21 protein-coding genes are annotated in these 24630 nt (G+C 66.3%); 13 read left to right on the top strand and 8 right to left on the bottom strand.

Annotated features, from left to right (window positions below; genetic code table 11):
- Positions 1–41: 41 nt before the first annotated feature.
- Positions 42–176, bottom strand: coding sequence for a hypothetical protein (locus CYJ22_RS10375; RefSeq protein WP_279354640.1), 135 nt, complete (start codon positions 174–176; stop codon positions 42–44).
- A gap of 41 nt (positions 177–217) precedes the next feature.
- A complete protein-coding gene (locus tag CYJ22_RS03835; RefSeq protein ID WP_101601222.1) occupies positions 218–1378 on the bottom strand; it encodes an ADP-ribosylglycohydrolase family protein in 1161 nt (386 codons plus the stop codon).
- Between the two features lie 111 nt (positions 1379–1489).
- Between CYJ22_RS03835 and CYJ22_RS03830 the strand changes: the two genes are divergently transcribed.
- Both CYJ22_RS03830 and hemQ read left to right on the top strand, forming a co-directional pair.
- Entirely contained in the window at positions 1490–2623 is a 1134-nt protein-coding gene (locus CYJ22_RS03830; RefSeq protein ID WP_101601324.1) for a glycosyltransferase, read from the top strand.
- Positions 2624–2794: 171 nt separating this feature from the next.
- Positions 2795–4999, top strand: a complete 2205-nt coding sequence (gene hemQ / locus CYJ22_RS03825) for a hydrogen peroxide-dependent heme synthase (protein WP_101601219.1) — start codon at positions 2795–2797, stop codon at positions 4997–4999.
- A gap of 92 nt (positions 5000–5091) precedes the next feature.
- Here the strand turns inward: hemQ and CYJ22_RS03820 are convergent, their stop codons facing one another.
- Positions 5092–6054 carry an alpha/beta hydrolase gene (locus CYJ22_RS03820; RefSeq protein WP_101601321.1) on the bottom strand — a complete coding sequence of 321 codons (963 nt, stop codon included), beginning with the start codon at positions 6052–6054 and terminating at the stop codon, positions 5092–5094.
- Positions 6055–6454: 400 nt separating this feature from the next.
- On the opposite strand from CYJ22_RS03820, the gene CYJ22_RS03815 reads away from it, so the two are divergent.
- Entirely contained in the window at positions 6455–7054 is a 600-nt protein-coding gene (locus tag CYJ22_RS03815) for a uracil-DNA glycosylase family protein (RefSeq protein WP_101601217.1), read from the top strand.
- A 38-nt stretch (positions 7055–7092) separates the two neighbouring features.
- The gene (gene arfB, locus CYJ22_RS03810) at positions 7093–7533 is read left to right on the top strand and encodes an alternative ribosome rescue aminoacyl-tRNA hydrolase ArfB (protein ID WP_007589968.1); all 441 of its coding nucleotides are present in this window, start codon (positions 7093–7095) and stop codon (positions 7531–7533) included.
- A gap of 21 nt (positions 7534–7554) precedes the next feature.
- On the opposite strand, the gene CYJ22_RS03805 is transcribed toward arfB, so the two are convergent.
- Positions 7555–8388 (bottom strand): class I SAM-dependent methyltransferase, encoded by an 834-nt coding sequence (locus CYJ22_RS03805; protein WP_034497089.1) that lies wholly within the window; start codon positions 8386–8388, stop codon positions 7555–7557.
- Between the two features lie 140 nt (positions 8389–8528).
- Between CYJ22_RS03805 and CYJ22_RS03800 the strand changes: the two genes are divergently transcribed.
- Together CYJ22_RS03800 and CYJ22_RS03795 are read left to right on the top strand one after the other, a co-directional pair.
- Positions 8529–9578, top strand: coding sequence for a threonine aldolase family protein (locus tag CYJ22_RS03800; protein ID WP_101601215.1), 1050 nt, complete (start codon positions 8529–8531; stop codon positions 9576–9578).
- A 68-nt stretch (positions 9579–9646) separates the two neighbouring features.
- Positions 9647–10369 carry a nitroreductase gene (locus tag CYJ22_RS03795; RefSeq protein ID WP_101601212.1) on the top strand — a complete coding sequence of 241 codons (723 nt, stop codon included), beginning with the start codon at positions 9647–9649 and terminating at the stop codon, positions 10367–10369.
- A 63-nt stretch (positions 10370–10432) separates the two neighbouring features.
- On the opposite strand, the gene CYJ22_RS03790 is transcribed toward CYJ22_RS03795, so the two are convergent.
- Positions 10433–10696, bottom strand: a complete 264-nt coding sequence (locus CYJ22_RS03790) for a type II toxin-antitoxin system Phd/YefM family antitoxin (RefSeq protein ID WP_007589926.1) — start codon at positions 10694–10696, stop codon at positions 10433–10435.
- Between the two features lie 152 nt (positions 10697–10848).
- On the opposite strand from CYJ22_RS03790, the gene CYJ22_RS03785 reads away from it, so the two are divergent.
- The gene (locus CYJ22_RS03785; RefSeq protein WP_101601210.1) at positions 10849–12171 is read left to right on the top strand and encodes a hypothetical protein; all 1323 of its coding nucleotides are present in this window, start codon (positions 10849–10851) and stop codon (positions 12169–12171) included.
- 1 nt (position 12172) lies between these two features.
- Here CYJ22_RS03785 and CYJ22_RS03780 read toward each other — a convergent pair whose 3' ends face one another.
- Positions 12173–12778 (bottom strand): methylated-DNA--[protein]-cysteine S-methyltransferase, encoded by a 606-nt coding sequence (locus CYJ22_RS03780; protein ID WP_101601208.1) that lies wholly within the window; start codon positions 12776–12778, stop codon positions 12173–12175.
- Complete coding sequence (locus tag CYJ22_RS03775; protein WP_007589924.1) at positions 12747–13340, bottom strand: protoglobin domain-containing protein; 594 nt, start codon at positions 13338–13340, stop codon at positions 12747–12749. The genes CYJ22_RS03780 and CYJ22_RS03775 overlap by 32 nt, the downstream gene beginning before the upstream one ends.
- Before the next feature lie 219 nt (positions 13341–13559).
- On the opposite strand from CYJ22_RS03775, the gene CYJ22_RS03770 reads away from it, so the two are divergent.
- Positions 13560–15452: a cation:proton antiporter gene (locus tag CYJ22_RS03770; protein ID WP_101601206.1), complete on the top strand. Its 1893-nt coding sequence runs from the start codon at positions 13560–13562 to the stop codon at positions 15450–15452.
- A gap of 36 nt (positions 15453–15488) precedes the next feature.
- Here CYJ22_RS03770 and CYJ22_RS03765 read toward each other — a convergent pair whose 3' ends face one another.
- A complete protein-coding gene (locus CYJ22_RS03765) occupies positions 15489–16061 on the bottom strand; it encodes an N-acetyltransferase (RefSeq protein WP_007589976.1) in 573 nt (190 codons plus the stop codon).
- 218 nt (positions 16062–16279) lie between these two features.
- On the opposite strand from CYJ22_RS03765, the gene CYJ22_RS03760 reads away from it, so the two are divergent.
- The 5 genes from CYJ22_RS03760 to CYJ22_RS03740 all read left to right on the top strand — a co-directional run bounded on the left by CYJ22_RS03760 (position 16280) and on the right by CYJ22_RS03740 (position 24264).
- Entirely contained in the window at positions 16280–19690 is a 3411-nt protein-coding gene (locus CYJ22_RS03760; protein ID WP_101601203.1) for an ATP-binding cassette domain-containing protein, read from the top strand.
- Positions 19691–19802: 112 nt separating this feature from the next.
- Entirely contained in the window at positions 19803–20387 is a 585-nt protein-coding gene (locus tag CYJ22_RS03755) for a DJ-1 family glyoxalase III (RefSeq protein WP_101601201.1), read from the top strand.
- A 49-nt stretch (positions 20388–20436) separates the two neighbouring features.
- Positions 20437–21348, top strand: coding sequence for a TatD family hydrolase (locus tag CYJ22_RS03750; RefSeq protein ID WP_101601199.1), 912 nt, complete (start codon positions 20437–20439; stop codon positions 21346–21348).
- 219 nt (positions 21349–21567) lie between these two features.
- On the top strand, positions 21568–22728 hold the full coding sequence (locus CYJ22_RS03745; RefSeq protein ID WP_101601196.1) for a resuscitation-promoting factor: 1161 nt from the start codon (positions 21568–21570) through the stop codon (positions 22726–22728).
- A gap of 96 nt (positions 22729–22824) precedes the next feature.
- On the top strand, positions 22825–24264 hold the full coding sequence (locus tag CYJ22_RS03740; protein WP_101601194.1) for a ubiquitin-like domain-containing protein: 1440 nt from the start codon (positions 22825–22827) through the stop codon (positions 24262–24264).
- Positions 24265–24630: the final 366 nt, after the last annotated feature.

Here is a 24630-nt window from a genome sequence, read left to right as displayed (position 1 = left end):
GGCGGTATAAATCTGGCGGTGATCCCTGTCGATTCAGGAGTCTAGGACCCTAGTTCCTCGCAGACCTGGGCGTGCATGTAGCGCGTGCCGTCGTCTGCGGCCATCGCAGCGCGCAGGGTGGCCAGATCCAGCAGTTCCTCTTCCCGCTCGGAAAAAGCCTCATCAGGTGGATGCATGGGAGCCCTTCTCAAAACGTTGTGGCATGTGGGGGACAAGCCTAGTCAGTCTGCTTGTCCTCGTTTTCCACGTTTTCCTTGGCCTCTTTGGCCTCCGGGGTGCGCCTGCGCCAATAGGCGTAGTCACTGTAGATGTACTTGTGTTCCCACACGGGATTGCGCGGGCCCCAATCGTACATTGGGCAGTCCGTGGTGACGTCGTCGGCCAGCTCGAGGATGACGTCGACGAGCTCGAGCCTGTCAACGAACCTGTCTGGGATCGCGTTAAATCCGATTCGTGCTCCGACCAGCGTTCCCGCGATTGCCGCCGTGTTGTTGGAGTCTCCGCCGTGGTTGGCGGCGAATGTCATCGCTCCCGCGATGTCGTTCTCGTGGCGTAGCGCGCAGAGGATACCAATTGCCAGGGCTTCGTCGGCGACCCACCCCTTGCCGAGGGCGTGGATGGCATCCAGGTCGCTCGAGGCTGAGGAAGCGAGCGACACTGCCGAGCGGATGGTCCGCGACAACTCGTACACGACCGTGCTGGAATCGGGGAAGGACTTGTCCAGAGCCTTCAGTGTTTTGTTGACGGCCTCGGCGATGGACAGCTCCTCGTGGACGATGTGAGAGACGAGGAGCGCAAACGCCCCTGATGCTATCCAGGCGACTTCGTTGCCGTGCGTGAGTGTCGCCGTGTTTGCCCCCAGCTCGACAATGCGGTTGGGGTCGCGGGAGTAAGAGAGGCCGATGGGGACTGCCCGCAGCAGGCATGCGGATCCTTTGGAATCGTTGACGGGCTCGTCCATCGATCCGAACTTCTTGGTTGCGGCAACTTCCATGACGGTGGGAGAAGGGGCGCGCTTCGCGGACAGGGCAGGGTAGGCGTTAATCCATCCCACCCGACTTCGGGATGCGCGTTCGGTTGTCTGCAACCGGTACCAGTTCATGTAGAAAGCATCGAAATACTGGTACACAGGGGCCATGATCCCGCGGAGCGCGCCTCGTGTGTGAGCGAAGAGGATCCCATTTGCGCTGAGCAGCATGAGTTGTGTGTCTGCAGTGATGCGCGCGGTTCCGTTCTCGTCCAGGTCGTAGTCGGTGATCCCGCGCAGCCCGTAGCGTTCGACGATCGTGGCCTCTGACAGCACTTTCACCGGGTATCCCAGCGCGTCTCCTGCGGCGCAGCCGATCATTGCCCCTCGGATGCGATCTCGCTTGTCCATGAATGCCTCCTCGCGTGGGTTTCGGCGTCGACCATGCTCAGTTTACCCGTCCGTGTTTTGAGGAGCCTTTGATCCGCGTACCCTTGACACGTGAAGGTTCTCGTCGTTCCCATGGTTGCCCGCTCGCGGATGGGCGGGCCGTGGTCGCGCGCGCAACGCGTCGCCCGCGCCTTCCAGGACGCCGGCCACGAGGTGATGCTCGCGTGGGGAGATGACGGCAACTGCGCCGATCCCATCGCTCCGACGCTCGAGATTCCGGTGCCCTCGCCCCTCGGTTTGCCCGAGGCCATTGCGCGCCATACCTTCCCCCTGGCCTCGCGCCTCGGCCTCATGGGCCGCAAGCCCGTGCACAGCTTCGAGGAGGTCCTCTGGCTCACCGGAGCCCTCGACGAGCGCTACACGCGCGCGGCCGTCGATATCCTCCGCGCCCACATGCGAGCCGCGCGCCCCGACGTCGTCTACTCCGAATTCAGCCTCGCCGCCGTCATCGCTGCCCGTGCCGAGGGCATCCCATGCGTCGGCAGCGCCTCGCAGCCGACGACCGCCGCCTACGCCTCCAACCCTCGTAAATCCGCAGGAATTCGACGCCTGCTGCGCGAGATGGGCATGCCCGCCCCGGCCTCGTCCCTGACCATCCTCGAGGGGATGCGGCGCCGCTTCATCCCGAGCTGCCCGACCCTGGAACCGCGCGCGGGGGAGCGGGCCGTCTACTGCGGGTTCCTGGACGAGCCGCCCGCCCTGACAGCGATGCCTCGCGATTGCGTGGTCGTCTACCTCGGCGCGGGCAGCGTCCCCGCGGGCGTCGCCGTGCGCGCCGGACGAGAGCTCGCCGAGGCCCTCGGATGCGACGTCTTCCTCGCGGGAACGCCCGAGGCCAGCCAGGTCTCAGGTGGTCACACCGTGCGCTGTGCGCCCCGATTCAACTTCGTCGATTTCCTGCCGCGCGCCCGCGTCTTCGTGCACCATGGCGGGCAAAACTCGATGATGGATGCCCTGTCCTACGCCGTCCCCCAGGTGATCGTCCCGGGGCGCGTCTTCGAGCGGCAATTCAACGCCGAGGCCATGGAAAGCGCGCGCTGCGGCCTGACCGTGCATGCGCCCAAGCCGACGCTCATCGCCCGTGCAGCCCGCCGCCTCGTCGATGAACCGGCCCTGACCTCGGGGATCCGAGGGGTGCGCGAGGAGCTGTCCTCTCTGGGCGGCACCAAGCGCATCGTGCGCGAGGTAGAAAAACTGGTCGGTTAGCCTCAGCTCCAGCCGCGCAGGATCGCCTCCAGGCCCCGCTCAAACTGAGCGTTGAAATCGTAGGAAAGCTGCTGATTTACCGTGTTTTTCTGACAATCTGTCGCTGCGCTGGGGAAGGTGGCGGCCCTAGACTGTCCACGCTAGGCCTGAAGGAGGACTGAAGTGCCAGGTATGGATACCTACGACGCAATCATGCTGCTGTCCTACGGTGGCCCGGACGGCCCGGACGACGTCCTGCCGTTCATGCGCAACGCGACGCGCGGTCGCGGAATCCCCGACGAGCGCCTGCTTCAGGTCGCCGCCCACTACAAGCGCTTCGGCGGCGTCTCGCCCATTAACGCCTGCAACCAGCGCCTGATCGCCGACCTGTCCGCGGAGCTCGCCAGGCGTGGGCATGACATTCCCGTCGGGTGGGGAAACCGCAACTGGCACCCATTCGTCGCCGAAGGCCTCGACGAGCTCGCCCAGGCGGGCGCCCGGCGCATCCTCGTCCTGCCCACCTCCGCCTACGCCTCGTACTCGGGGTGTCGCCAGTACCGCGAAGACCTCGCCGAGGCCGCGGAGGCCCTGCGCGAAAAGTGGGGGACGATCGAACTGGGCGCTGAGGACAGCGTCGACAACCCCGACGCCGACATCATCCTGGACAAGGTCCGCCCCTACTACTCGACCCCCGGCATGGCGAGAGCGCAGATCGCGTCCGTCCGGCGCGCGTGGGAGGCCCTCGCGGCGCGCGGTGTCGATACCTCCGGGATTCGCCTGATCTTCGTCACCCACTCCATCCCCGTGAGCATGGAAGCAGGGTCCTCGCCCTTCCCCTTCCGTCCCTCAACTGACGAGGCCGCGGCGGCCTCAGGCGCACGCGTCGAGCAGCGGAGGAGGACGGTGTCGTCGCCCGCGGGAACCCCCACAACCGAAATCAGCTACGTCGCCCAGCATCACGCCCTCATTGAGGCGATCCTGCCGGAGCTGCAGCGCGTCCTGGGACGAGCGGATCTGGGCTATGACCTCGTCTATTGCTCGCGGTCGGGGCCCCCGCAGGCCCGCTGGCTAGAACCCGATATCAACGATTTCCTCGAGGAGATCGCGGTCGACGCGAACCCGCTGACCGGTGCCGTCGTCGTCCCCATCGGCTTCATCTGCGACCACATGGAGGTCGTCTACGACCTCGATACCGAGGCGAAGGAGACCGCCGCGCGCCTGGGGATCCCCTACGAGCGTGCAGACACCGTCGCGACGGATCCGGCCTTCGTGTCCTCCCTGGTCGACGTGCTCGAAGAGCGCGCTGCCCAGGCGCGAGGTGAGAATCCCTCGCCCGTCACCGTGACGGGCACCGGCCCCTTCCACACCGTCTGCCCGAGCGACTGCTGCCTCTCCCCGGCGCGCCCAGGCCATGCCTCGTCCGCTGGTGCCAGCACTCACCCTGGCACCGCCCCTCATTCTTCCGGCGCGCCCGCCCGAGCCGCCGGTCAACCAGCCACAACCCAGGAGGACTCCATGTCTACCCCGCATCCCCACGCCGTCGTGCCGCCCGAGCAGAACCCGGAAAACCCGGGACATCCCGCGGGAGTGCCGGACCGCGTCGGTGAGCACGCCGCGCGCCACCACGCCCGCCACGCGGGTACCGAGGCGACGCCTCACTCGCACGCCGCTCACGCCCGTGTCACCGACCCGCGCGACGCGACGGACATCGACTTTGACGAGGTCAACAACAAGCAGCACTACGCCCTCTACTCCGTGTTCGCACTCGGTGAGTCCCTGCCCGCCGACGACGGCGAGCGCGGCCGCATCGTCGCCGAGTCCCTGGACTACGTGAAGGGCGCGGGTGCGGAAATCCGCGGCTTCTACGACGTGTCCGGCTTCCGCGCTGAGGCCGACCTGATGGTGTGGTGGCTCGACGACGACCCGCAGGTCCTGCAGGATGCCTATCACCGCCTGCGCGCGTCGGCGCTGGGCAAGTTCCTGGATCCGGTGTGGTCCTGCATGGGCTTGCACACCCCCGCCGAGTTCAACAAGCGCCACATTCCCGCCTGCTTCGGCGGCGTCGCGCCCCGCGACTGGGCGATGGTCTACCCCTTCGTGCGCTCCTACGACTGGTACCTCAAGGCCCCCGAAGAGCGTTCCCGCATCATGGCCGAACATGGCCGCAACGGCTTCGCACAGTACCCGGACGTCAAGGGCTCGACCCTGTCCGCCTTCGGCTTCTCCGACTACGAGTGGGTGCTCGCGTTCGAAGCCGACAGCCTGGACCGCCTCGAGGGCGTCATGCACGCCCAGCGCTACACCGAGGCGCGCCTCTACGTGCGCGAGGACACCCCGTTCTTCACGGGTCCGCGCGTGAGCCTCGGCGAGTGGGCGGAGCGCCAGCCCCGCGCATAAGGGCCGCGCTTATCTGTCAGCCAGCCCCGGCCTCGTCCCTCAGATAAGGAACGAGGTCGGGGCTGACTCTGTCGGTGAACGGGGAGAATCCCCTACGCGGGCGGAAACAGCAGCGGCAGGTCGTGGGCGACTTGGTTGCCGACCGAGGCCATGGAGTGGCTTTCTCCCTCGTCGATCCACAGCTGCAGGCTGTCCTCGGTCATAAGGTCGGGATAGTCTTCGCGGAGCTCGTCAATCTGCGGGGTCATATCCCACAGGGCAGGGTCCTCCGAACCGACCGACGCGAGAATGAGGAAGTCGCGTGGCCCGTAGTGCGCTCGCTCGGCCCCGGCGGTCACCAGCTGCGCGATCTGCGCGGAGTCGGCGTCCTCGTCGCGCCCGATCCAGGATTCGCCCGCCATCGGCATGTAGCCGTAGAAGTACTGCGGGCGCAGGGCAAACACGTCCCACGTGGTCGTCGCGCCCATCGAGAAACCGCCAAACGCGCGGTGCCTGCGCGAGGCACGCAACGACTCGTCCGACGTGTCTCCTCGTGCGTACGTCGTGTAGCGGGACTCGACCGCTGCGATCAGCGTGTCGATCTCGGTTGTCGCGAAGAAGCGATTGAGTGCGTAGTCGTCCTCGTAATCGTCGGTCGCGAACGACCGATCCGGATAGTAGGTCGCGAACACGACGAGCGTGGGAGCGATGGCCCCCTCGGAGGTCAGCTGATCGACGATGGGGGCCGCGCCCTCGGCCAGGCCGTCGGCGGAGCCCCACCACCCGTGCGTCAGGTAGACAATGTTTGCGGGAACCCCCGGCGTGTAGGTCGGTGGAACGTAGACGAGGGCCTCCTTCTCGTAGGTAGTGCCCTCATAGGCCTGCTTGTAGCTGATCTCTTGGATCGTCCCCTCCAGTGTGGAGGCAGCGAGTACGGAGGACGTGCCGTCCTCCTCGTAGGAGACGGGGGCGGGATCCTTCTGGCCGTGACCCGTTCGATTGAGGGCGCTCGACGTCAGGCCTGCGAGGCCAAACAGGGAGAGCGTGATCGCAACCGACGCGGTGATAACGCCCATCTTGTTGGAGCGGCGCACGAATCGTGTTGTCACTGCCCTCGCCTCGACCTGATTGTCCTCATGTCTTCCACTGTATGCCCGGTCGGGCCGCCGCTACTAATCGGTGTGTCTGCTGCTACTAAGTGGTGTGTCTGCTGCTACTAAGTGGTGTCTCTGCTGCTACTCGTCGGCATGGCCGGTTCTGTACTGCGTTCTCCCTCCAATTCCGCATGCAATTCCCCCGCAGATCTTTCAGGATTTGAATTGTGATCGTTGAAATTCCGCGGTTTCTGGGAGAGTGTTGAAATGGCCGGTTGGGGAATTGCATGCGGAATTTGGGGGGAACTATAGCGTCTGTGTGGCGTGTGACCTGCCAGTCGCCGGGGGTTGCGCGCTCGCGGGGTGGGCATACCCTGGGTTTATGACACCTGAGATCATCGACCCGGCCGTCCGCGCAATTGCTGAGGAGATCGCCGCAGACCCAGCCAACGCCTCGTTCACGAAGCGTGGGATTGACCCGTTGTTCTTTGCAGGACCTGACTGCCGCATCATGATCGTTGGCCAGGCGCCCGGGCGCGTCGCCGAAGAGACCGGCATCGTGTGGAACGACCGCAGCGGCGACCGCCTGCGCGACTGGATGGGCGTCGATAGGGACACCTTCTATGAGTCCGGGAAGCTCGCGATCGTCCCCATGGACTTCTACTTCCCGGGCACGGGAAAGAGCGGCGACCTGCCTCCGCGCAAGGACTTCGCCGACACGTGGCACCCGCGCCTGCTCGAGCTCATGCCGAAGCTGGAGATGACGATCCTCGTCGGTGCGTACGCCACCAGGCGCTACCTCAACCTGCCCTCGTCGGCCTCGCTGACCGAGGTCGTGCGCGACTACAAGCGCTACCTGCCCGCCTACTTTCCGCTGGTTCACCCCTCGCCGCGCAATCAGATGTGGATGAAGAAGAACCCCTGGTTCGCCACCGACGTGCTGCCGGACCTGAAAGCGCGGGTCGCCTCTCTGCTCGCCTGACGAGGCCGGGGCGCGGCGCGTGGTGCACACTGGAATGCATGGACGATCTGCGCATTCCCGCTGGGCCCGGCTGCCCGCGCGGCCTCGTCGTGCCCGCGGGGGAGTTGGTCGAACGCTTCTCCCACGCCTCGGGTCCCGGCGGCCAGGGCGTCAACACGGCGGACTCGCGCGTCCAGCTCAGCCTGGATCTGGCGATGACGACCGCTCTGAATGACAAGCAGCGCGAGCGTGCCCTGTCTGTTCTCGGGGACCGCCTGAGCGGAACGGTCCTCGCGGTCACCGCCGCCGAGCATCGCTCCCAGCGCCGCAACCGCGCCGCCGCGCGCGAGCGCCTCGCCGAAGTTCTGCGTTCGGCCCTCGTCCCTCCCGTTCCTAGGCGGGCCACGAAGCCAACGCGCGCGTCGAAGCTGCGCCGCCTCGCCGATAAGAAGAGGCGCGGCGAAGTCAAGGCGCGCAGGCGTCGCCCCGACGCGGACTAAGGAGAACGAGGCCGGGGCCGCCTACGCCCACGCGCGCCCGTCGGTGCTCCAGCCGATAAATACCCAGGTGACGGGCAGAGGGTAGTCCAGGAGCCATCGTTCCCTTGCCTTTTCCGAGCTGGTAGCGGCGTCCTCACGCACGAAGTGCTGCTCTGCGTAGGCGTCGAAAAGCCGCTGCTCGCGCGCGGTGAACGGCTCGGGGCCGGCCAGACGACGAAGGTCCGAGCGGGCCTCGTCGAAGGAAGAAAACCTCATCGGGCGGAAGGTTCGTGTGGTCGCGAAAACCGGGACGCGTCCCAGGGATGTGAGCGCGCGGGTTACCTCGCGGACGACGCGCGGGTGCCTCGCCGAGCGTCCCAGGTAGGTGAGCAGGCGCGGGTCGCGGGACGGGAGCAGGCTGTCGGGCACGACGACCGCCGCCCGCGAGCGGGCAGCCGCGTCGAGCTTGTGTACTGCGGAGAAAACGTTCCCACTCATGAGGGAGCGTGACGCGAAGGCGACATCCACGCTGTTCTCACCCAGGCCCAACTCATCCCAGTCGTCCTCCCACGCGAGCAGGTGGGAGGTGATCGGTAGGTTCTCGGCTGCCGTGCGCTCGTCGAGGATCGCGAGCATGGCCTCGGCGAAGTCGCAGCCGTGGACGCGGTGCCCGGCTCGGGCGAGGGGGACGGCGAGCGTGCCCGTCGCGCACCCCATGTCGAGGATCTCCTCGCCCGCCTTGAGCGCGAGTAGATCCAGGAGCCAGCGCTCGTACTCGACGGTCGTGTCTCTCGTGAACGTCGCGGCCCGCTTGTTCCAATAGGCCTGCGAGTCGCGGTTGATTGTGCTCGCCTGTTCTCCGTGCGTGGTTGGCATCATGCGATGCCCTCACTTTCGTATCGGGAAGCCTGGCAGCATCGCCCGGCGAAAGTCAGGATAGTCCTTCGGATTCAGCGAGAAAAGATCTTCGTGAGGAAACGGGAATTATCTGGCCAAGCGCGTGGAATAATGGCCCAATGACTTTTTCTGCCACGCTGCCGAACTTCTCCAGTGACTACCAGGAAGGCGCGCACGCCCGGGTGCTCGACGCCCTCGTCGCCACCAACATGGAACAGACGAGCGGCTACGGCACCGATGAGCACTGCGAGCGTGCCCGCGACCTGATTCGCGAGGCCTGCCAGGCCTCCGACGCCGACGTGTACTTCCTGGTCGGCGGCACGCAGACGAACGCGACCGTCATCGACGCGATCCTCCTGCCCTGGCAGGGCGTCATCGCCCCCAACACCGGCCACATCAACATGCACGAGGCCGGCATCGTCGAGCGCGGCGGCCACAAGATCCTCGACACCCCCGCCGTCGAAGGCAAGATCAATGCCGCCGACGTCGAACGCATCTGCTCGGCGTGGGAGGGCGACGGCGCGCGTGACCACATGATCGCCCCCGCCCTCGTCTATATTTCGCAGCCCACCGAGTACGGCACCCTCTACTCCCTGCAGGAGCTCGAGGAACTCTCCGCCGTATGCCGCCAGCGCGACCTCAAGCTCTTCGTCGACGGCGCGCGCCTCGCATACGCGCTGGCCTCGCCCGCGAACGACGTGACGCTGGCCGACCTCGCGCGCTTGACCGATGTCTTCTACATCGGCGGCACCAAGTGTGGCTCCCTCTTCGGCGAGGCCGTGGTGATCCCCGAGCGCGGATCGATCCGCCAGTTCGTCACCCAGATGAAGCAGCACGGCGCGCTCCTGGCGAAGGGGCGCCTCCTGGGCGTGCAGTTCGAGGCGCTCTTCGAGGACGGCCTCTACCTGACGATCGGAGAGCCCGCCGTCAAGGCGACCGCACGCATCCGCGAGGCGCTCAAGCGCGCAGGCTACGTCGTCACCATGGACTCACCGACCAACCTGACCTTCGTGGCCCTCGATCAGGCCGGGCATGAGCGCCTGTCCGACAAGGTGTGCTACAGCATCTGGGAGACCCTCCCTGACGGCCGCTACCTCGCGCGCATCGGAACCTCGTGGGCGACCCCCGAGGAGGACGTTGTAGCCTTCGAGCAGGCCCTGGCCCGGTAGTTCGGCCGGAGCCGTCCAGTGGGCGGGCCGGGTGGATCGGGAGCGTCGGGCCGGGTTAGCCTGGGCGCATGACACTCAACGTTGAGACGAACGACTTTTCGGCCCTGACCGCCTCGCGCCGCTCCACGCGCGCCTTTACAGACCGGGAGATCCCCGCCGAGGTCCTCGACGCGATTCTTGCCGACGCGACGACCGCTCCGTCCTGGTCCAACACGCGCGCTTTCCGCGTCGCCCTGGCCACGGGTGAGCGCGCCCAGCGCCTGCGCGAACACTACGGCCGTCTCTTCGATGAGGAGATTGCCGCCCACGCACGCAAGGCTGAGGACCCGGATGTCGAGATTCCCGTTCCCGACGGCGACTTCCCCGTGCGTAAGCGCTACCCGGACGAGGTTCGCCCCGCCCAGATCGAGGTCGCGAAGCTCCTCTACGGCATCCACGGCGTCGAGCGCGCCGACATCGAGGGACGCAATCGCGTGAACCGCCGCAACGTCACGGCCTTCGACGCTCCCGTCATGGGCTTCGTCTTCGTCCACGAGGACATGCTCCCGTGGAGCGCCATGGACGCCGGCCTCATGCTCCAGACCCTGCTCCTGTCTGCCAAGTCGCGCGGCATTGACTCCTGCCCGGTCGGCATCCTCGCCACCTGGCGCGAGCCCGTTGAGGCCGAGTTTGAGATCCCCGAGGGCTACCGGTTCATCACCGGTTTTGCCCTCGGTTACGCGGATCCTGAGGCTCCGATCAACTCGATGCAGGCGCCGCGCCCGCCGATCCAGCTCCTCGAAGGAAAGTAACGCTACGAGCGGTACACCTCTCGGCGGTGTGCGACACGCACGACCGTTACGACGAGGGCATCGCTAGTCGTTGAGCTCAGCGCGCAGGTCGTCCAGGCTGACCCGCTGTCCGTCATCGTCGCGCTTTGCCTCCCGGAAGGCCGCGAGATCGCGCGCGTCCTCGAGCTCTTCCAGGGCCAACAGATCCTCGACGCCGATCACGATCGCAGTGAGGCGGCCGTTCTTTGTCACTCCGATACGCTCGCCGCCGTAGGAGGCTCGCCCGAGGACGTCGGAGAGGTTTGCGCGGAGCTCTCGAGTAGACAGCGTCGTAGCGAGTGTGTTCATAGTGTCATTTTAGTACATTGTGTACACATCTGTGCCTTTGTTGCTCATCGTGAGCGTGAACAATTTCCTACGGACATACCTGACGCCCAGGCGAGCGTCTACCGTGGAACGAGGCCACAGCCTCGTGAAACGTTCGCAATCGGAAGGACCCTATGTCCAAGAAGTACCTCTCTGTCGCCTTCGCCTACGTGGGAGTCATTATCGGCGCGGGCCTGGCGAGTGGCCAGGATCTGCTCCAGTACTTCCTCTCCTTTGGCGCGAAGGGCCTGATCGGCATCGCGGTCCTGGGCGTCCTCAACGTCGTCTTCGGCGTCGTCGCGCTCCAGCTGGGCTCCTACTACCGTTCCGGCCACCACGACGAGGTCTTCGAACGCATCACCCACCCGGCGCTGCGCCGCGTCATCGACGTCGTGCTCGTCTTCTCGGGTTTCGCGATGGGATTCGTGATGCTCGCGGGCGCTGGCGCGAATCTCGAGCAGCAGTTCGGCCTACCCGCGTGGGCGGGCAGTGCCCTGTGCGCGGTGCTTGTTGTTCTGACGGCCTTCCTTGACTTTGAGCGGATCATGAAGGTCATCGGCGTGTTTACGCCCATGATCATCGTCGCCATCACGATCCTCACCATCTACTCGCTGGCCACCCCGCACCCGGGCGTCGCCGAGCTCAACACCGCCGCCACCCAGGTCACCCCGGCGCTGCCCAACCTGTGGCTCTCCACGATTAACTACTTCGCGCTGTGCGTCGTCAACGGCATCGCGATGGCCTTCATGCTCGGCGGTTCGGTGCTGCGCATCGGCGAGGCCCGCCGCGCCGGGCGCATCGGCGGCACCATCATCGCCCTCGTCATCGGCGCGGACGCCCTGTGCCTGTATCTGAACATGGATCGCGTCTGGGACGTGAACGTTCCCGCCCTCGAGATTGCGCGCTCGATCCACCCGGCCTTCGCCTTCGTCTACACGCTCATCATTTTCGCGCTCATCTACAACACTGTCTTTTCACTGTTCTACTCGACGGCGCGCCGCTTCTCGGGCGGGGAGACCCGACGCATGCGCATCGTCCTCGTCGGCGTCGTCGCCGTGGGCTACGCGGCCTCCCTCATGGGCTTCAAGAAGCTGATCGGCGGCATGTACCCGATCATCGGGTGGCTGGGTGTCGCCCTCCTCGTCGTCCTCGCGGTCGGCTGGCTGCGCGAGCGCTCCTCCGTCCTGCGCGAGGAGAACCTGCGTCGCAAGCTCATCCGCGTCCTCGTGCGCAAGCACGCCGACGACCTGGAGTACACGGACGAGCACCGCGCCCAGGCCCGCACCCTCGCCCAGGCTTCGGTCGTCGACGGTGCCGAGCTGCGCCGCGAGGCCGACTCGATCGCCGAGCAGATCGCCGACACACAGGATGACGCCGCCGCGTACGCGCGCGAGGCTCTGCCCGTCGACGAGGCCTTGGTCGAGCAGGCGATCGAGGCCGACCGGGCGAACGGCTGAGTTAGTTGGCCGACGAGGCCGTGGCCTCCTCGTGCGCAAGCAGCCAGGCTTTCGCGTCCCCTCCCGCCGCGTAGCCGCCGGGGCTGGTAGCCGCCACGACCCTGTGGCAGGGGCGGATCAGAAGCAGGGGATTACGCCCCACCGCTCCACCGATCGCCTGGGCTGACGCGGGGATGCCCGCGCCTCGCAGCGTGGCCGCGAGATGCCCGTATGTACGCGTCGCGCCGTAGGAGATAGTGGCCATTGCCTCCCACACGTGCTTTTGGAAGTCCGTGCCCGCAGGCGCGAGGGGGATGGGCGCGGGGGAGGGGGCCTCGCCCGCGAAGTATCCGTCGAGCCAGGCCGCCGCCATGCCGAGAGTCCGCGCGTCGGCGTCGTCCCACCCGGCCTCGGCGAGGATGCTGTCCCGGGAAACGGGCGAGGTCAGGTCGAGCGCGGAGCGCGCCACGGCCTCGTTGATGCCGTAGGGGGAGCCGAAGAAACGCTGCCCGGCCACCCACAAGCCGACGAGCGCACCACCCCGCGCGGCCAGCGTGAGGCAGCCGATGGGGGAGTCGTAGGTGGCGAGCGCCGGATCAGAACTGCTCGGGGTGATCTCGGTAGGCATACGCCCACACTGTCACGGCGACAGTGACAGCGCGAGTCCAGGCGTCGCGGACGGCGCTCAGTTCGTCGCCCTCGAAGCCCTCCGCGAGGAGACGGTGCCCGACCTCCACAGTCGGCGCGATGAAGGCGAGCACGTAGCGCAGGGGCACGAATGGCGTCGAGTCCGCCCCATCCGCCGCGTTCTTCGCTGCTGACATGTGCCGTGCGCCGATCAGGTACTGGTAGTCCAACCACGCCTGGTCCCGCTCGCGCGTGCACATGTCGATGATCCACTGGGCGAAGCGCGGCTTCGAGGCCTGCGCGTACTCGGGGTTTGGCTGCCCGTCCGGGTGCGCGGAATGTGCTGCCAGATACGTCTTTTGAGCCAGAATTCCGCGCCACGTGTCGACCATTTCCATAGCGTGTGGCGCCAGGATGGGTTCTGCTCGTGAGAGCAGCTCTGCGTCACCGGGCTGGACGTGTGCGGCGGCCTCGATCTGGCGTAGATCCTCGAGTGTGAGCGGGGATGTGGGGACGGCATCGGTGCCGTAGGTGTACCCCGACGAGTGGTTGTAAGCGGTCATGAGAACCTCCTTGAAACGATGCGTCGATTGTACAACGTGCTCTGATCGTGTGGGTCTGTTTGACATTCGGGGATGGTGTCGAGGCCATGCGGGCGGGGCGTGGTACGCCGCGCGAGTTCGCGGCGCGCGTAGTTGATGCGGTGAGATGGCAACGACGCTGTGGGGGGTTGCTCGCAATACAATTGATCTGTGGAACCCCTTCTTATCGCCGTGGCCGGAATGCTCATCATCGTGGCATGCCAATTCGTCGCGCCCAAGGTGCGCGTGGCAGCCCCCCTGATCCTGCTGGTCGTCGGCCTGGCGATCGGGTTCCTGCCGCAGGTGGGGGCCATCGAGATCGAGCCGCACATCATCCTCGAGATGGTGCTGCCGCCCCTGCTGTTCTCGGCGGCCGTGCGTATGCCGACCATGGACTTCCGCCGCGAGATGCACGCCGTCGCGATGCTCGCGATTCCCCTCGTGTTCCTCTCCGCCTTCGCGGTCGGCTTCGTCATCAACTGGCTGGTCCCCGCGATCTCCCTGCCCTGGGGTGTCGCGCTGGGCGCGGTCCTGTCGCCGACCGACGCGGTCGCCATCTCGATCGCGAAACGCTCGGGTGTCTCCCACCGCATCATCACGGTCCTCGAAGGCGAGGGGCTCTTTAACGACGCGACCTCGCTGGTCCTGCTCTCCGCCGCGATGAGCGCCGGCCTGGCCGCCGACGAACACGCCCTGAATCCGGGCCTGCTCATCGGCAAGGTCGCCATCGCCCTCGGTATCGCCGCGGGTATTGGCTGGGTCGTCGGCGAGGTCGGCGTGCGTCTGCGTGCCCTCATCAAGGAGCCCTCGGCCGACACGGTCTTCTCCTTCGCGATGCCCTTCATCGCGTCGATCCCAGCCGAGCACCTGGGAGGCTCTGGCCTCGTCGCGGCCGTCGTCGCCGGCCTGGTCGTCTCGCGTCGCCGCGCCGCCACGATCTCCGCGATGAACAGGCGATTCTCCCAGCAGAACTGGCAGACCATGACGCTCGTCCTGGAGAGCGGGATCTTCCTGACGATGGGCCTCCAGGCTTTCGGGATCGTCGAGGAGACCGCCGCGTTCTCCGGCGGCCTGGCCTTCGCCGCCTTCCTCGCCGTCATCCTCGGCGCGCTCATCATGGTCATTCGAGCCGTCTTCATCGCGTTGATGTTCACCTGGCTGGACCATCGGCACAAGCGCCGTCAGCGGCGCTACGAGGCCGAGGCAGCGCGCATCGAGCGCTTTGAGAAGCGCATGCACGAGGCAAGCGAGGTCGACGCCGACATGCTCGAGGCCCGCGACCTGAGCCCCGAACACTGGGATGAGGCACTCAACCTCTATCGCCGCCGCCTCAAGCGGCGCGCGCGCCGCAACGCGATGCGCGGATCCGACCTGGACTACTTCGAGAGCGAACCGCTGGGCCCGCGCGAGGGCAGTGTCATCGTCTGGGCGGGCATGCGCGGCGCGATCACCCTGGCCGCTGCGCAAACCATCTCGACGCATGCGCCGATGCGCGCGCTGCTGCTCACTATCGCCCTGTTCATCGCTGCTGGCGTCCTCGTCATCCAGGGCCTGACCCTGCCCGGACTCATTCGCATCGTCAAGCCCAAGATGGCCACGGGCGATATCTCTGAAGAAGAGCGCGCCAAGCTCCTGAAGGTGATGGGCTCCGCGCTGGTCGACACGGCGCTCGCCCAGGCGATCCACGAGGTCGACGGCCAGACCCTGCTGTCTGCCGGCGTCTCGCGCACCCTCTCACGCATCGGGCACGCGGTCGCCGCCGACGACGAGGCCGTGGGTGCTCGCATCGCCCGCACAGCCGACCGCGTCCTCACCGACATTCTCCAAGACACCACGCCCCCGGACGCTGCTTCCGCGAGCGAGACGGACGACGACGGTCACGGCACCGTCGACATGAGCGAGGAGGAGGTTGAGCGCTCCTTCACGCGAGACCAGATCCGTGAACTCGCACTGGAGGCCATTCACGCCCAGCGCGACGCCCTCCTGCAGGCCCGCGACGAGGGCATCTTCTCCTCGGCGGCCCTGGAAGGCGCGCTCGCCCGACTCGACAACGAGGAAATCCTGCTGGTCTCCAGCCGCGGCGTCGACAACTGATCGCCGCTCTGGCATCAGCCGAGCGAGGTCAGCGCATCAGTCCGTCGTCACCCTCGACGCGTACGCCGGGTCGTTCGTGACCGAATTGAGCGCCTCCTCCAGGCGCTGCGGGCTCACGATCCCGTCGCGCGCCAGGACCCGGTAGGTCTGGTCGGCCTCGTGCGTGAGCATGTTCGTCACCGTGAAACCGTTGCGCTCGTAGAACTTCAGGCGTCGCACGCGCTGCTGGTAGTTCCCGGCCTCGCGCACGACCGGCTCGATCTCGAGCAGCTGTGGCACGTCGCCGTAGCGCTCGCGGAAGTGGGTGAGGATGCGTGAGCCGTAGCCCGCACTGCGCGTGCGCCCGTCCACCGCGAGGAAACCCAGGTAGAACAGGTCGGGGAAGACGAAGGAGAAGGTCAGGGCGACCACGTTGCCGGCCCCGTCCTCGCCCGCGGGCAGGGATGGATCGATCCACGCGAGGAAATCGACATCGTCGCGCTCGGCGCTGCGTCGCAGCTCGGGCATCGGGATCTGCTCCTCGGGCGGGAAGGAGCGCTCGTAGATTTCCTTGACTTTGTCAGTGATTGGCCCTTCGTTGGGCACGGGAATCTGGGTGAGGTCGGTCATGGGATCAGTCTAGCCGCTCGGTCTCGCGCGCCCCTGCAGGCCGTTCGATGAACGAGGCCCGGGCTGGGTTTTGGGGACCGCGATGTGACGTGGCAGATACGACTTCAGGGGCTTGTCAGGGGACGATCAGGGGTCAGTCAGTGAACAGGTGCGGTCTTGTGTGGTGATCGCTCGCCTAGACTTGTATGCGGAATCAACAGCAGATGTGAGGATAAAGCGTGCTAGAGCTCAAGGAGATCGTCAAGGCCTATCAGACCGCCAACCTCGTGCAGGTGGCGCTGAATAAGGTCTCCGTGGCGTTTCGTGATAACGAGTTCGTGGCAGTGCTGGGCCAGTCCGGCTCCGGCAAGACGACGATGCTCAACGTCATCGGCGGCCTCGACCGCTTCCAGAGCGGCGACCTGGTCATCGACGGCATTTCGACGAAGGACTACAAGGCCCGCGACTGGGACGCCTACCGCAACAACCGCATCGGCTTCGTCTTCCAGGCCTACAACCTGATCCCGCACCAGAGCGTCCTGGCGAACGTCGAGCTGGCTCTGACCCTGTCGGGCGTCTCGCGCTCCGAGCGCCGCAAGCGCGCCCTCGACGCCCTCGAGCGCGTCGGCCTGAAGGAACACGTCCACAAGAAGCCGTCGCAGATGTCGGGTGGCCAGATGCAGCGCGTCGCCATCGCGCGCGCCCTCATCAACGACCCCGAAATCCTGCTGGCCGACGAGCCCACCGGCGCCCTCGACTCCAAGACGAGCGTGCAGGTCATGGACCTGCTGCGCGACGTGGCCCGCGACCGCCTCGTCATCATGGTGACGCACAACCCCGAGCTGGCCCACCAGTACGCGACCCGCATCGTTGAGCTGGCTGACGGCTGCATCGTCGCCGACTCCGATCCTTTCGTGCCGACCGCCGAAGACCGCCGCGAGGCTAAGCCCGCGCGCCGCACCTCGATGGGCTTCCTAACGGCCCTGTCCCTGTCGGCCAACAACCTGATGACGAAGAAGGGCCGCACCCTCATGACCTCCTTCGCGGGGTCCATCGGCATCATCGGTATCGCCGCGATCCTCGCGCTGGCCAACGGAACCAATGCCTATATCGCCAAAACCGAAGAGGAAACGCTGGGCGCGTATCCGCTGACGATCCAGAAAACGGGCATCGACATGACGGCCGCGCTGTCCGTGTCGGCCTCGGACTCGAAGGACTCCCAGCCCGCGCCCGACGGCAAGGTCGGCGTCTCTAAGCTGCGCACCTTCGCCGACACGATCCGCGACGCGAAGACCAACGACCTGGCCTCCCTCAAGACCTACCTGGACAACAACGGCGGCGACATCAACACGATGGTCAACGCGATCGAGTACGACTACGACATCGTCCCGCAGATCTACCAGTCCGACACGTCCAAGGCGACCGTGCAGGTCAGCCCCGACCAGTCGATGAAGCAGATGGAAGCCGGTTTCGGTTCCGGGGCCTTCGGGTCGATGATGGAGACGAATGCCTTCTACCAGATGCCCGCGACCTCCTCGCTGTACACCTCCGCGTACGACGTGGTTGCCGGCTCCTGGCCGAGCGGTGCGAACCAGGTCGTCCTGGTCCTGGATGAGGACGGCAACATCCCCAACCTCTTCGAATACACCCTGGGTCTCAAGGACCACAAGGAGTTCGATGACCTGATGCGCCAGTACTACCAGGGTGCCCTGGGGGGTAAGAGCCAGTCCGGGGCACAGTCGGGCGCGCAGTCCGGGGCCAGTGCCGCGACCTACGACTACTCCGCGATCCTGGGCACGACCTTCCGTCGCGTCAACGCCTTCGACAAGTACACGTGGGACGACACCTACAAGGTCTGGACCGACCGCTCCTCCGACGCGGACTACATGAAGAAGCTCGTGGACGGCGGCCAGCAGCTGACGATCTCCGGCATCGTCAAGCCCAACTCCGACAAGGGCGGCGCCCTGCGTCAGGGCATCGCCTACACGCCCGCTCTGACCTACCAGATCATCGAGGAGGCGGCGGCCAGCCCGATCGTCAAGGCCCAGCGCGCCAAGCCCGACGTCGATGTCTTCACCGGCAAGACCTTCAAGGAACTGGCGGACAACCAGAAGAGCCAGTCCGGCGGCTTCGATATGTCCTCCCTGTTCACGGTGGACGAGTCCAAGCTCTCCGCCGCGTTCCAGATCGACCCCGACAAGATGCAGATGGACCTGTCGGGCCTGGACTTTTCCGGCATGGACCTGTCCGGCCTGGATTTCTCCAACCTCGATATGTCGGGCATGGACCTGTCGAATATTGACCTGTCAGCCCTCGCCGCGCAGTCCGGCGCCCAGTCCGGCATGGCCTTCGACCTGTCCGGCCTCGACTTTGGAGAGCTGAGCAAGGACCTGCCGCAGCTGGCCAACGTCGACTTCCAGACGATCATCCGCTCGGCTCTGGCCGACGGAGCCGTCAAGGACGGCGCGGCCGACTACCTGAGCGCACAAGCTTCCCAGATCGCCCAGGGCTTCCAGGACTACGCCCGCGAGCAGATCGAGGCAGGCGGCACGACGGACTTCGCGACCCTGGCCTCGGCGTACTTCTCTCAGCCCGAGGTACTCGAGCAGCTGCGAGCTGCCGTCTCCTCCGACCAGGTCGTCGACTCCGACAAGCTCGCCGCGAACCTGACGAAGGCCCTCGGGGACGACCCGGCCCTCGCCCAGATCGGCACCGACATCTCCACTCAGGTCATGAACGCGATCTCCACGCAGATCGCCGCCCAGCTGGGCTCCACCCTCACGCAGGGCGTGAGCGCTGTCATCGGCCAGGTCATGCAGGAAGCCATGACGAACGCGATGACCTCGATGATGACGCAGCTGTCGACCGCGATCGGTGAGCAGATCGGTTCCACCATGGAGCAGTTCGCCACCAACATGTCGAGCGCCTTCTCCATGGACCCGCAGGCCTTCGCCGAGGCCTTCCAGTCCAACGTGGACGAGAAGTCCCTCGCCGCGCTGATGGCGACCATGTTCTCCACGAACGTGCCGACTCTCGAGACGAATCTGAGGAACCTGGGATGGGCGGATATCGCCTCCCCGTCGAACATCTCGATCTACCCCAAGTCCTTCGCGGACAAGGACAAGGTGAAGGCCGCCCTGGATGCTTACAACGCCGACAACAAGGCGGCGGGCGCGCCCGAGAAGGTCATCACCTACTCCGACGTCATGGGCGCGCTCATGAGCTCGGTGACCAAGATCGTCGACATCATCTCCTGGCTGCTCATCGCCTTCGTGTCGATCTCTCTCGTGGTCTCCTCGATCATGATCGCGATCATCACCTACATCTCGGTCCTTGAGCGCCGCAAGGAGATCGGTATCCTGCGCTCGATTGGCGCCTCGAAGGGCGACGTCTCGCGCGTGTTCAACGCGGAGACAGTCATTGAGGGCCTCTTGGCTGGCCTGATGGGCGTGGGCGTCACCTACGGGCTGTGCGCGATTGCGAATAGCATCGCCTATTCATCGTTCAATGTCGAGAATATTGCCCAGCTTTCGCCTCTGACGGCCCTCACACTCATCGCAGTGTCCGTCGGCCTAACCGTCATCGCGGGCGTTATCCCGGCCTCGCGCGCCTCGCGTCAGGATCCGGTCGAAGCCCTGCGCTCCGAGTGATGCACGCGGCCTCGTCCCTGACGGGGCGAGGTCGTGGCGCGTCACGGGGCACGCGCGGCTGCGCTAACCTGGACGTAACGCTCGTTTGAGTAGCCGCGAGGAAAGAGGAATCATGCCCACTCCCGAGAAGCTTGCCACCGACGCCACCGTCGCCATCATGCTGGCCGACGGCTTCGAAGAGGTCGAGGCCCTGGCCGTCGCTGACGTCCTGTACCGCGCCGGTGTGCGCTCGGACCTGATCTCCGTGACCGACGCGCGCCACGTGACCAGCTCGCACGGCATCCGCGTCGTCGCCGACCTCATGCTCGAGGACGTGGACCTGTCCACCTACACCGTCCTCTTCCTGCCCGGCGGCATGCCCGGCACCCTGAACCTGAAGGCCACGCCCGCGATCCAGGCCGAGGTGCTGCGCCGCTCCGACGCCGCCCAGCCCATCGCCGCGATTTGCGCGGCCCCCTCGATCCTGTCCGAACTGGGCGTGCTCGACGGCCGCCACGCGACCGCGAACCCCGCCTTCGTCAAGGCCATCGCCGAGGGCGGTGCGGTCGTCCACGAGAACCCGGTCGTCGTCGACGAGCAGATCATCACCAGCCGCGGCGCCGGCACCTCCCTGGAGCTCGGTCTCGAGATCGTGCGCTACCTCCTCGGCGACGAGGTCGTCGACGAGGTCGCCCGCGGCGTCGTGCTCGCCCGCTGATGAGCACCCGCCTCGTTCCTTATCTCTCCCGAAAGGTCGCGACCCTCGCATGAGCCCGCGTAAGCCTCGTCCCTGGCCCGACGCGCCCGCGCCCCTGGCGGCGCCCGTGGTGGACAACCACACCCACCTGCCCACCCACGTCGGCGAGATCCCCCGGCGCGAGGGCGTGGCGCTCAGCATCGAGGAACAGCTGGAGCGTGCCCGCGAGGTGGGCGTCACTCGGATGATCTCGAGCGCCTGCGAGCTGCCCGACTTCGATCCGATGATCGAGCTGGCGCGCGCTCACGAGGGCGTGCGCGTCGCGATCGCGATCCACCCCAACGACGCGGCCCTGCACGCCGGCTGCGCGGACCCCTCGCCCGACGGTCTGGTCCCGAAGGTGCACGACTACCACGTGCCTCTCGACGAGGCCCTGGCCGCCGTCGAGGCTCGCCTGGGCGATCCGATGGTCGTCGCGGTGGGGGAGAGCGGCCTGGATTATTTCCGCACCGCCGACCCGGGCCGCGAGGCGCAGAAGGAATCCTTCCGCGTGCACATCGACATGGCGCAGCGCGCCGACCTCCCCCTGCAGATCCACGACCGCGACGCCCACGAGGACACCCTGGCGATTCTCGACGAGCGCGCGAGCGCGGACCAGCGCATCGTCTTCCACTGCTACTCGGGGGACGCGGTGATGGCGCAGCACCTCGCCGAGCGCGGATGGTACGCATCCTTCGCCGGCCCCATCACCTACCCCGCGAACTCCGACCTGCGCGCAGCTCTTGCGCTCCTGCCGCGCGAGCTTGTCCTCGTGGAGACCGACGCCCCCTACCTGACGCCTGTCCCGTGGCGCGGCTGCCCCAACGCCTCCTACGTCATGGCTCACACGGTGCGTTTCATCGCCGACCAGTGGGGCGTTAGCGAGGCGGCGGCGTGCGACCAACTGCGGGCGAACACCGAGGCGGTCTACGGTACCTGGTGAGGTTTTCGTTCCTCCCGATAGGGGGAGCGTTGGTGTCTGCGTGGTGTTGTGACGGCGTTCTCTGACTGGTGAATTGCGTCAAAGTGGTCGCGCAACGGTAACAAATTGGTTACGGTGGGTGTGTCAGTCCGATTCGGGCTACTCGTCTGAACTCTCCGCGCGCCGCGGGACACACGTCGACGAGGCCCTCGAAACGGAACCTACGAACTCTGGAGACACGTGAGCGTTCAGCCCTCCCGTACAACCGTCATTTCCGTCGCAGCCGCGACGGCCCTTCTGGTGGCCGGAACCGCTGCCGCTGCCGTCGGGACTTCCTATCGTCACGTGACCGTCGAGGTTGACGGCGTCACCCACGACGTGTCCGGCTTCTTCACAACCGCGGGCGATGCCCTGAGCACGGCCGGCGTCTCCGTCGGCGCTCACGACCTCGTCGCCCCCGCCTCCGACCAGCGCGTTGCGAGCGGCGACACCGTCGTCGTGCGCACCGCCACCGAATACGATGTGACGGTCGACGGAAACCAGACCACCGCGTGGTCCACCGCTCCGTCTATCTCCGGCGTGCTCGCGGCCCTGCCGGCGTCCGCCGCGTCCATGGCGGCCGACCGCTCCTACACCCGCGCCGAAATGCCCGTCGCCGAGACCGGCGACACCATCCACGTCATCGCCGACGGCACCACGACCGACGTCGTCGCCTCGTCCTCCGAGGGCACGACCGCGATACTCGAAAAGGCTGGCGTGAGCGCCGGTCCGATCGACCGCGTCACCCTGGAAAACAAGGACGGCGAGACCACCCTGCGCGTGGCTCGCGTCGTGCGCGGCACCGTGTCCACCACGACCGAGATTCCCTACGAGACCGAAGAGCGTGAGGACGCCGAGGCCGAAGAGGGTACCGAGAAGACCGTGCAGGAAGGCGTGGCCGGCTCCGAGGTGACCGAGGCCTACCAGGAGACCATCGACGGTAACGTCACCGTCTCCGCCGTCCTGTCCACGACCCGCACCGAGCCCACCAAGCGCATCGTTTCCAAGGGTACGAAGGCCAAGAAGGCTGAGGATACCTCGGCCTCGTCGTCCTCCGGTGCTGCTTCCTCCGGCTCCTCCTCGTCCGGTTCGTCCGCTTCCGCGCCTGCCGCGGTCTCCGGCGACGACGCTGCGATCTGGGCGGCCATTGCCCAGTGTGAGTCCGGGGGTAACCCGTCGATCAACACGGGCAACGGCTACTACGGCATGTACCAGTTCTCGCTGCCGACCTGGCGTTCCGTCGGCGGCTCCGGCCTGCCTTCCGACGCCTCCGTCGAGGAGCAGACCATGCGTGCGCGCATGCTTCAGCAGCGTTCCGGTTGGGGCCAGTGGGGCTGCGCCTACAAGCTCGGCCTCGTCTGACGTGACATTGCCCGCTGGCATGCCAGGACTCTGGCGTGCCAGCGAGCGCCCACGCTAAGCTGACCAGCAGTACCGATAGCGAGTAACTGGAGAATTGTGAGCCATCATCTGAGCACCTCCCTGAGTGCGTCCGCCGCCAGCGCCCTGCACGTCCTCGGTGGCCGTCTGCGCTCCTTTGCCCCATCTCCGCGCGTCGTTCTGGGTGTTGCAGCCCTGACCTCGGCGGGTGTCCTCGGCATCGCCGGTGTCGGCGTCGCCTCCTCGCACACCTCTGTCATGCTCGAGGTCAACGGAGTGTCTCGTCCCGTGACCTCGTGGGGTAACACCGTCGGTGACGCCCTCAAGGCTGCCGGTGTGAGCATCGGCAGCTACGACCTCGTGCAGCCCGGCCCGGCTGAGGCCGTGCGTGACGGTGACACGATTGTCGTGCGCACCTCCAAGGCCTACACGGTGAAGGTCGACGGCCAGACTCGCACCCTGTGGACCACCGCCTCCTCGGCGGATAGCATCCTCGCCGACGCCGCTCCGCTGGGCTCGGCTGTCTCCCTTGCGGCGGACCGCTCCTCGTCCCGTGACGAGTTGACCCCGCTCGTGTCGCGCGCTCGTAACGTCGCAGTCACGGTGGACGGCTCGACCCGCGAGGTCGCCGCGCGCCCCGGTCAGGACGCGCGCGCCATCCTCGAAGCGGCCGGCGTGTCCGTTCACCCCCTGGACCGCGTGACCGTCTCGACCGGCCCCAATGGCGAGCTGACCATCAACGTCAGCCGCGTGACCCGCGGCGAGGCCACGACCACCGTCGAAATCCCCTTCAGTGAGACGACGGCGACCAGCTCCGACCTGTTCGTGGGCGAGTCCCAGGTGACCACGGTCGGCATCAACGGCGTGACCACGTGGACTGTGTGGCAGGAAAAGAACGGCGACGAGGTCCTGACCTCCGTGCCGATCACCGAGCACTCGACCTCGCAGCCCGTGACACAGGTGCGCAGCGAGGGAACGAAGGAGGCCACCCCGGCCGCCCTCGTTGCCGCCGGTATTGATCCCAAGGCCACTCTCGAGGAGAAGACCGAGGCGGACGGCACGACCTCCGTGCGCTACCGTGCGAAGCTTGGCACGATCTCCACGAAGGAAGAGATCGCCGCGATCGCCGCCGACTCGAAGAACGCGGATACCGCCACGGCTGCCGCCGCCGCTGCTGCCGCTGCCGCCGCCGGTGCCGTCCCCACGAACTACTCCGGTGAGGACCCGCGTTCGCTGGCCAAGCCCCTCGTCGCAGCCCAGGGCTGGGGCGACAGCGAGTACCAGTGCCTGGTCCTCCTGTGGAACCGCGAGTCGCAGTGGAACCCCTACGCTGAGAACGCCTCGTCGGGCGCCTACGGCATCCCACAGTCGCTGCCGGGCTCCAAGATGGCCTCGGCCGGCGCTGACTGGCGCACCAACCCGATCACCCAGATCAACTGGGGTATCGGCTACATCAAGGGCCGCTACGGCACGCCCTGCTCCGCATGGGCGCACTCCAACGCCGTGGGCTGGTACTAAGTCTGAGAGCTTGTGAGGGCCGGGTCTGACAACGAAGGTTGTCGGGCCCGGCCTTTTCCTGTGGTCACATGCGTGCTCCCGCCACAATGTCGCACGTAATTTCCTGCCGTGTCTTTCAGGATTTGAAATCGTATCGTTGAAAACATGCGGTTTTGGGCCGTGGCTAAAAACTGAACAAGTTAAATTACGTGCGAGATTCTTGGGGAAGGCGACAGTCTGGCGCGCCGTTGGTATGTGGATAGGTTGTGAAGATGTGGATAGGTAATGAACATCCGGATAGGTAACGAGCATCTGGATAGGTAATGAACATCCGGATAGCTTATTAACCTATCCGGATGTGGCTAACCTATCCGGAAGCGTGCAACC

Source organism: Schaalia odontolytica, assembly GCF_002847525.1.
Lineage (GTDB): Bacteria > Actinomycetota > Actinomycetes > Actinomycetales > Actinomycetaceae > Pauljensenia > Pauljensenia odontolytica_B.
Note: the sequence above shows the minus strand (reverse complement) of the source record. Positions and strands in the feature narration are given on the sequence as shown.

Excerpts from the sequence above, each read along its gene's own strand:
- CYJ22_RS03780 (WP_101601208.1), bottom strand. The coding sequence starts at position 12,778 with ATGCCTACCGAGATCACCCCGAGCAGTTCTGATCCGGCGCTCGCCACC.
- CYJ22_RS03765 (WP_007589976.1), bottom strand. The coding sequence starts at position 16,061 with ATGACCGACCTCACCCAGATTCCCGTGCCCAACGAAGGGCCAATCACT.
- CYJ22_RS03815 (WP_101601217.1), top strand. The coding sequence starts at position 6,455 with ATGACACCTGAGATCATCGACCCGGCCGTCCGCGCAATTGCTGAGGAG.
- CYJ22_RS03790 (WP_007589926.1), bottom strand. The coding sequence starts at position 10,696 with ATGAACACACTCGCTACGACGCTGTCTACTCGAGAGCTCCGCGCAAAC.
- hemQ (WP_101601219.1), top strand. The coding sequence starts at position 2,795 with ATGGATACCTACGACGCAATCATGCTGCTGTCCTACGGTGGCCCGGAC.
- CYJ22_RS10375 (WP_279354640.1), bottom strand. The coding sequence starts at position 176 with ATGCATCCACCTGATGAGGCTTTTTCCGAGCGGGAAGAGGAACTGCTG.
- CYJ22_RS03830 (WP_101601324.1), top strand. The coding sequence starts at position 1,490 with ATGGTTGCCCGCTCGCGGATGGGCGGGCCGTGGTCGCGCGCGCAACGC.
- CYJ22_RS03820 (WP_101601321.1), bottom strand. The coding sequence starts at position 6,054 with ATGGGCGTTATCACCGCGTCGGTTGCGATCACGCTCTCCCTGTTTGGC.
- CYJ22_RS03800 (WP_101601215.1), top strand. The coding sequence starts at position 8,529 with ATGACTTTTTCTGCCACGCTGCCGAACTTCTCCAGTGACTACCAGGAA.
- CYJ22_RS03785 (WP_101601210.1), top strand. The coding sequence starts at position 10,849 with ATGTCCAAGAAGTACCTCTCTGTCGCCTTCGCCTACGTGGGAGTCATT.
- CYJ22_RS03775 (WP_007589924.1), bottom strand. The coding sequence starts at position 13,340 with ATGACCGCTTACAACCACTCGTCGGGGTACACCTACGGCACCGATGCC.
- CYJ22_RS03770 (WP_101601206.1), top strand. The coding sequence starts at position 13,560 with ATGCTCATCATCGTGGCATGCCAATTCGTCGCGCCCAAGGTGCGCGTG.
- CYJ22_RS03835 (WP_101601222.1), bottom strand. The coding sequence starts at position 1,378 with ATGGACAAGCGAGATCGCATCCGAGGGGCAATGATCGGCTGCGCCGCA.
- arfB (WP_007589968.1), top strand. The coding sequence starts at position 7,093 with ATGGACGATCTGCGCATTCCCGCTGGGCCCGGCTGCCCGCGCGGCCTC.
- CYJ22_RS03750 (WP_101601199.1), top strand. The coding sequence starts at position 20,437 with ATGAGCCCGCGTAAGCCTCGTCCCTGGCCCGACGCGCCCGCGCCCCTG.
- CYJ22_RS03795 (WP_101601212.1), top strand. The coding sequence starts at position 9,647 with ATGACACTCAACGTTGAGACGAACGACTTTTCGGCCCTGACCGCCTCG.
- CYJ22_RS03805 (WP_034497089.1), bottom strand. The coding sequence starts at position 8,388 with ATGCCAACCACGCACGGAGAACAGGCGAGCACAATCAACCGCGACTCG.
- CYJ22_RS03755 (WP_101601201.1), top strand. The coding sequence starts at position 19,803 with ATGCCCACTCCCGAGAAGCTTGCCACCGACGCCACCGTCGCCATCATG.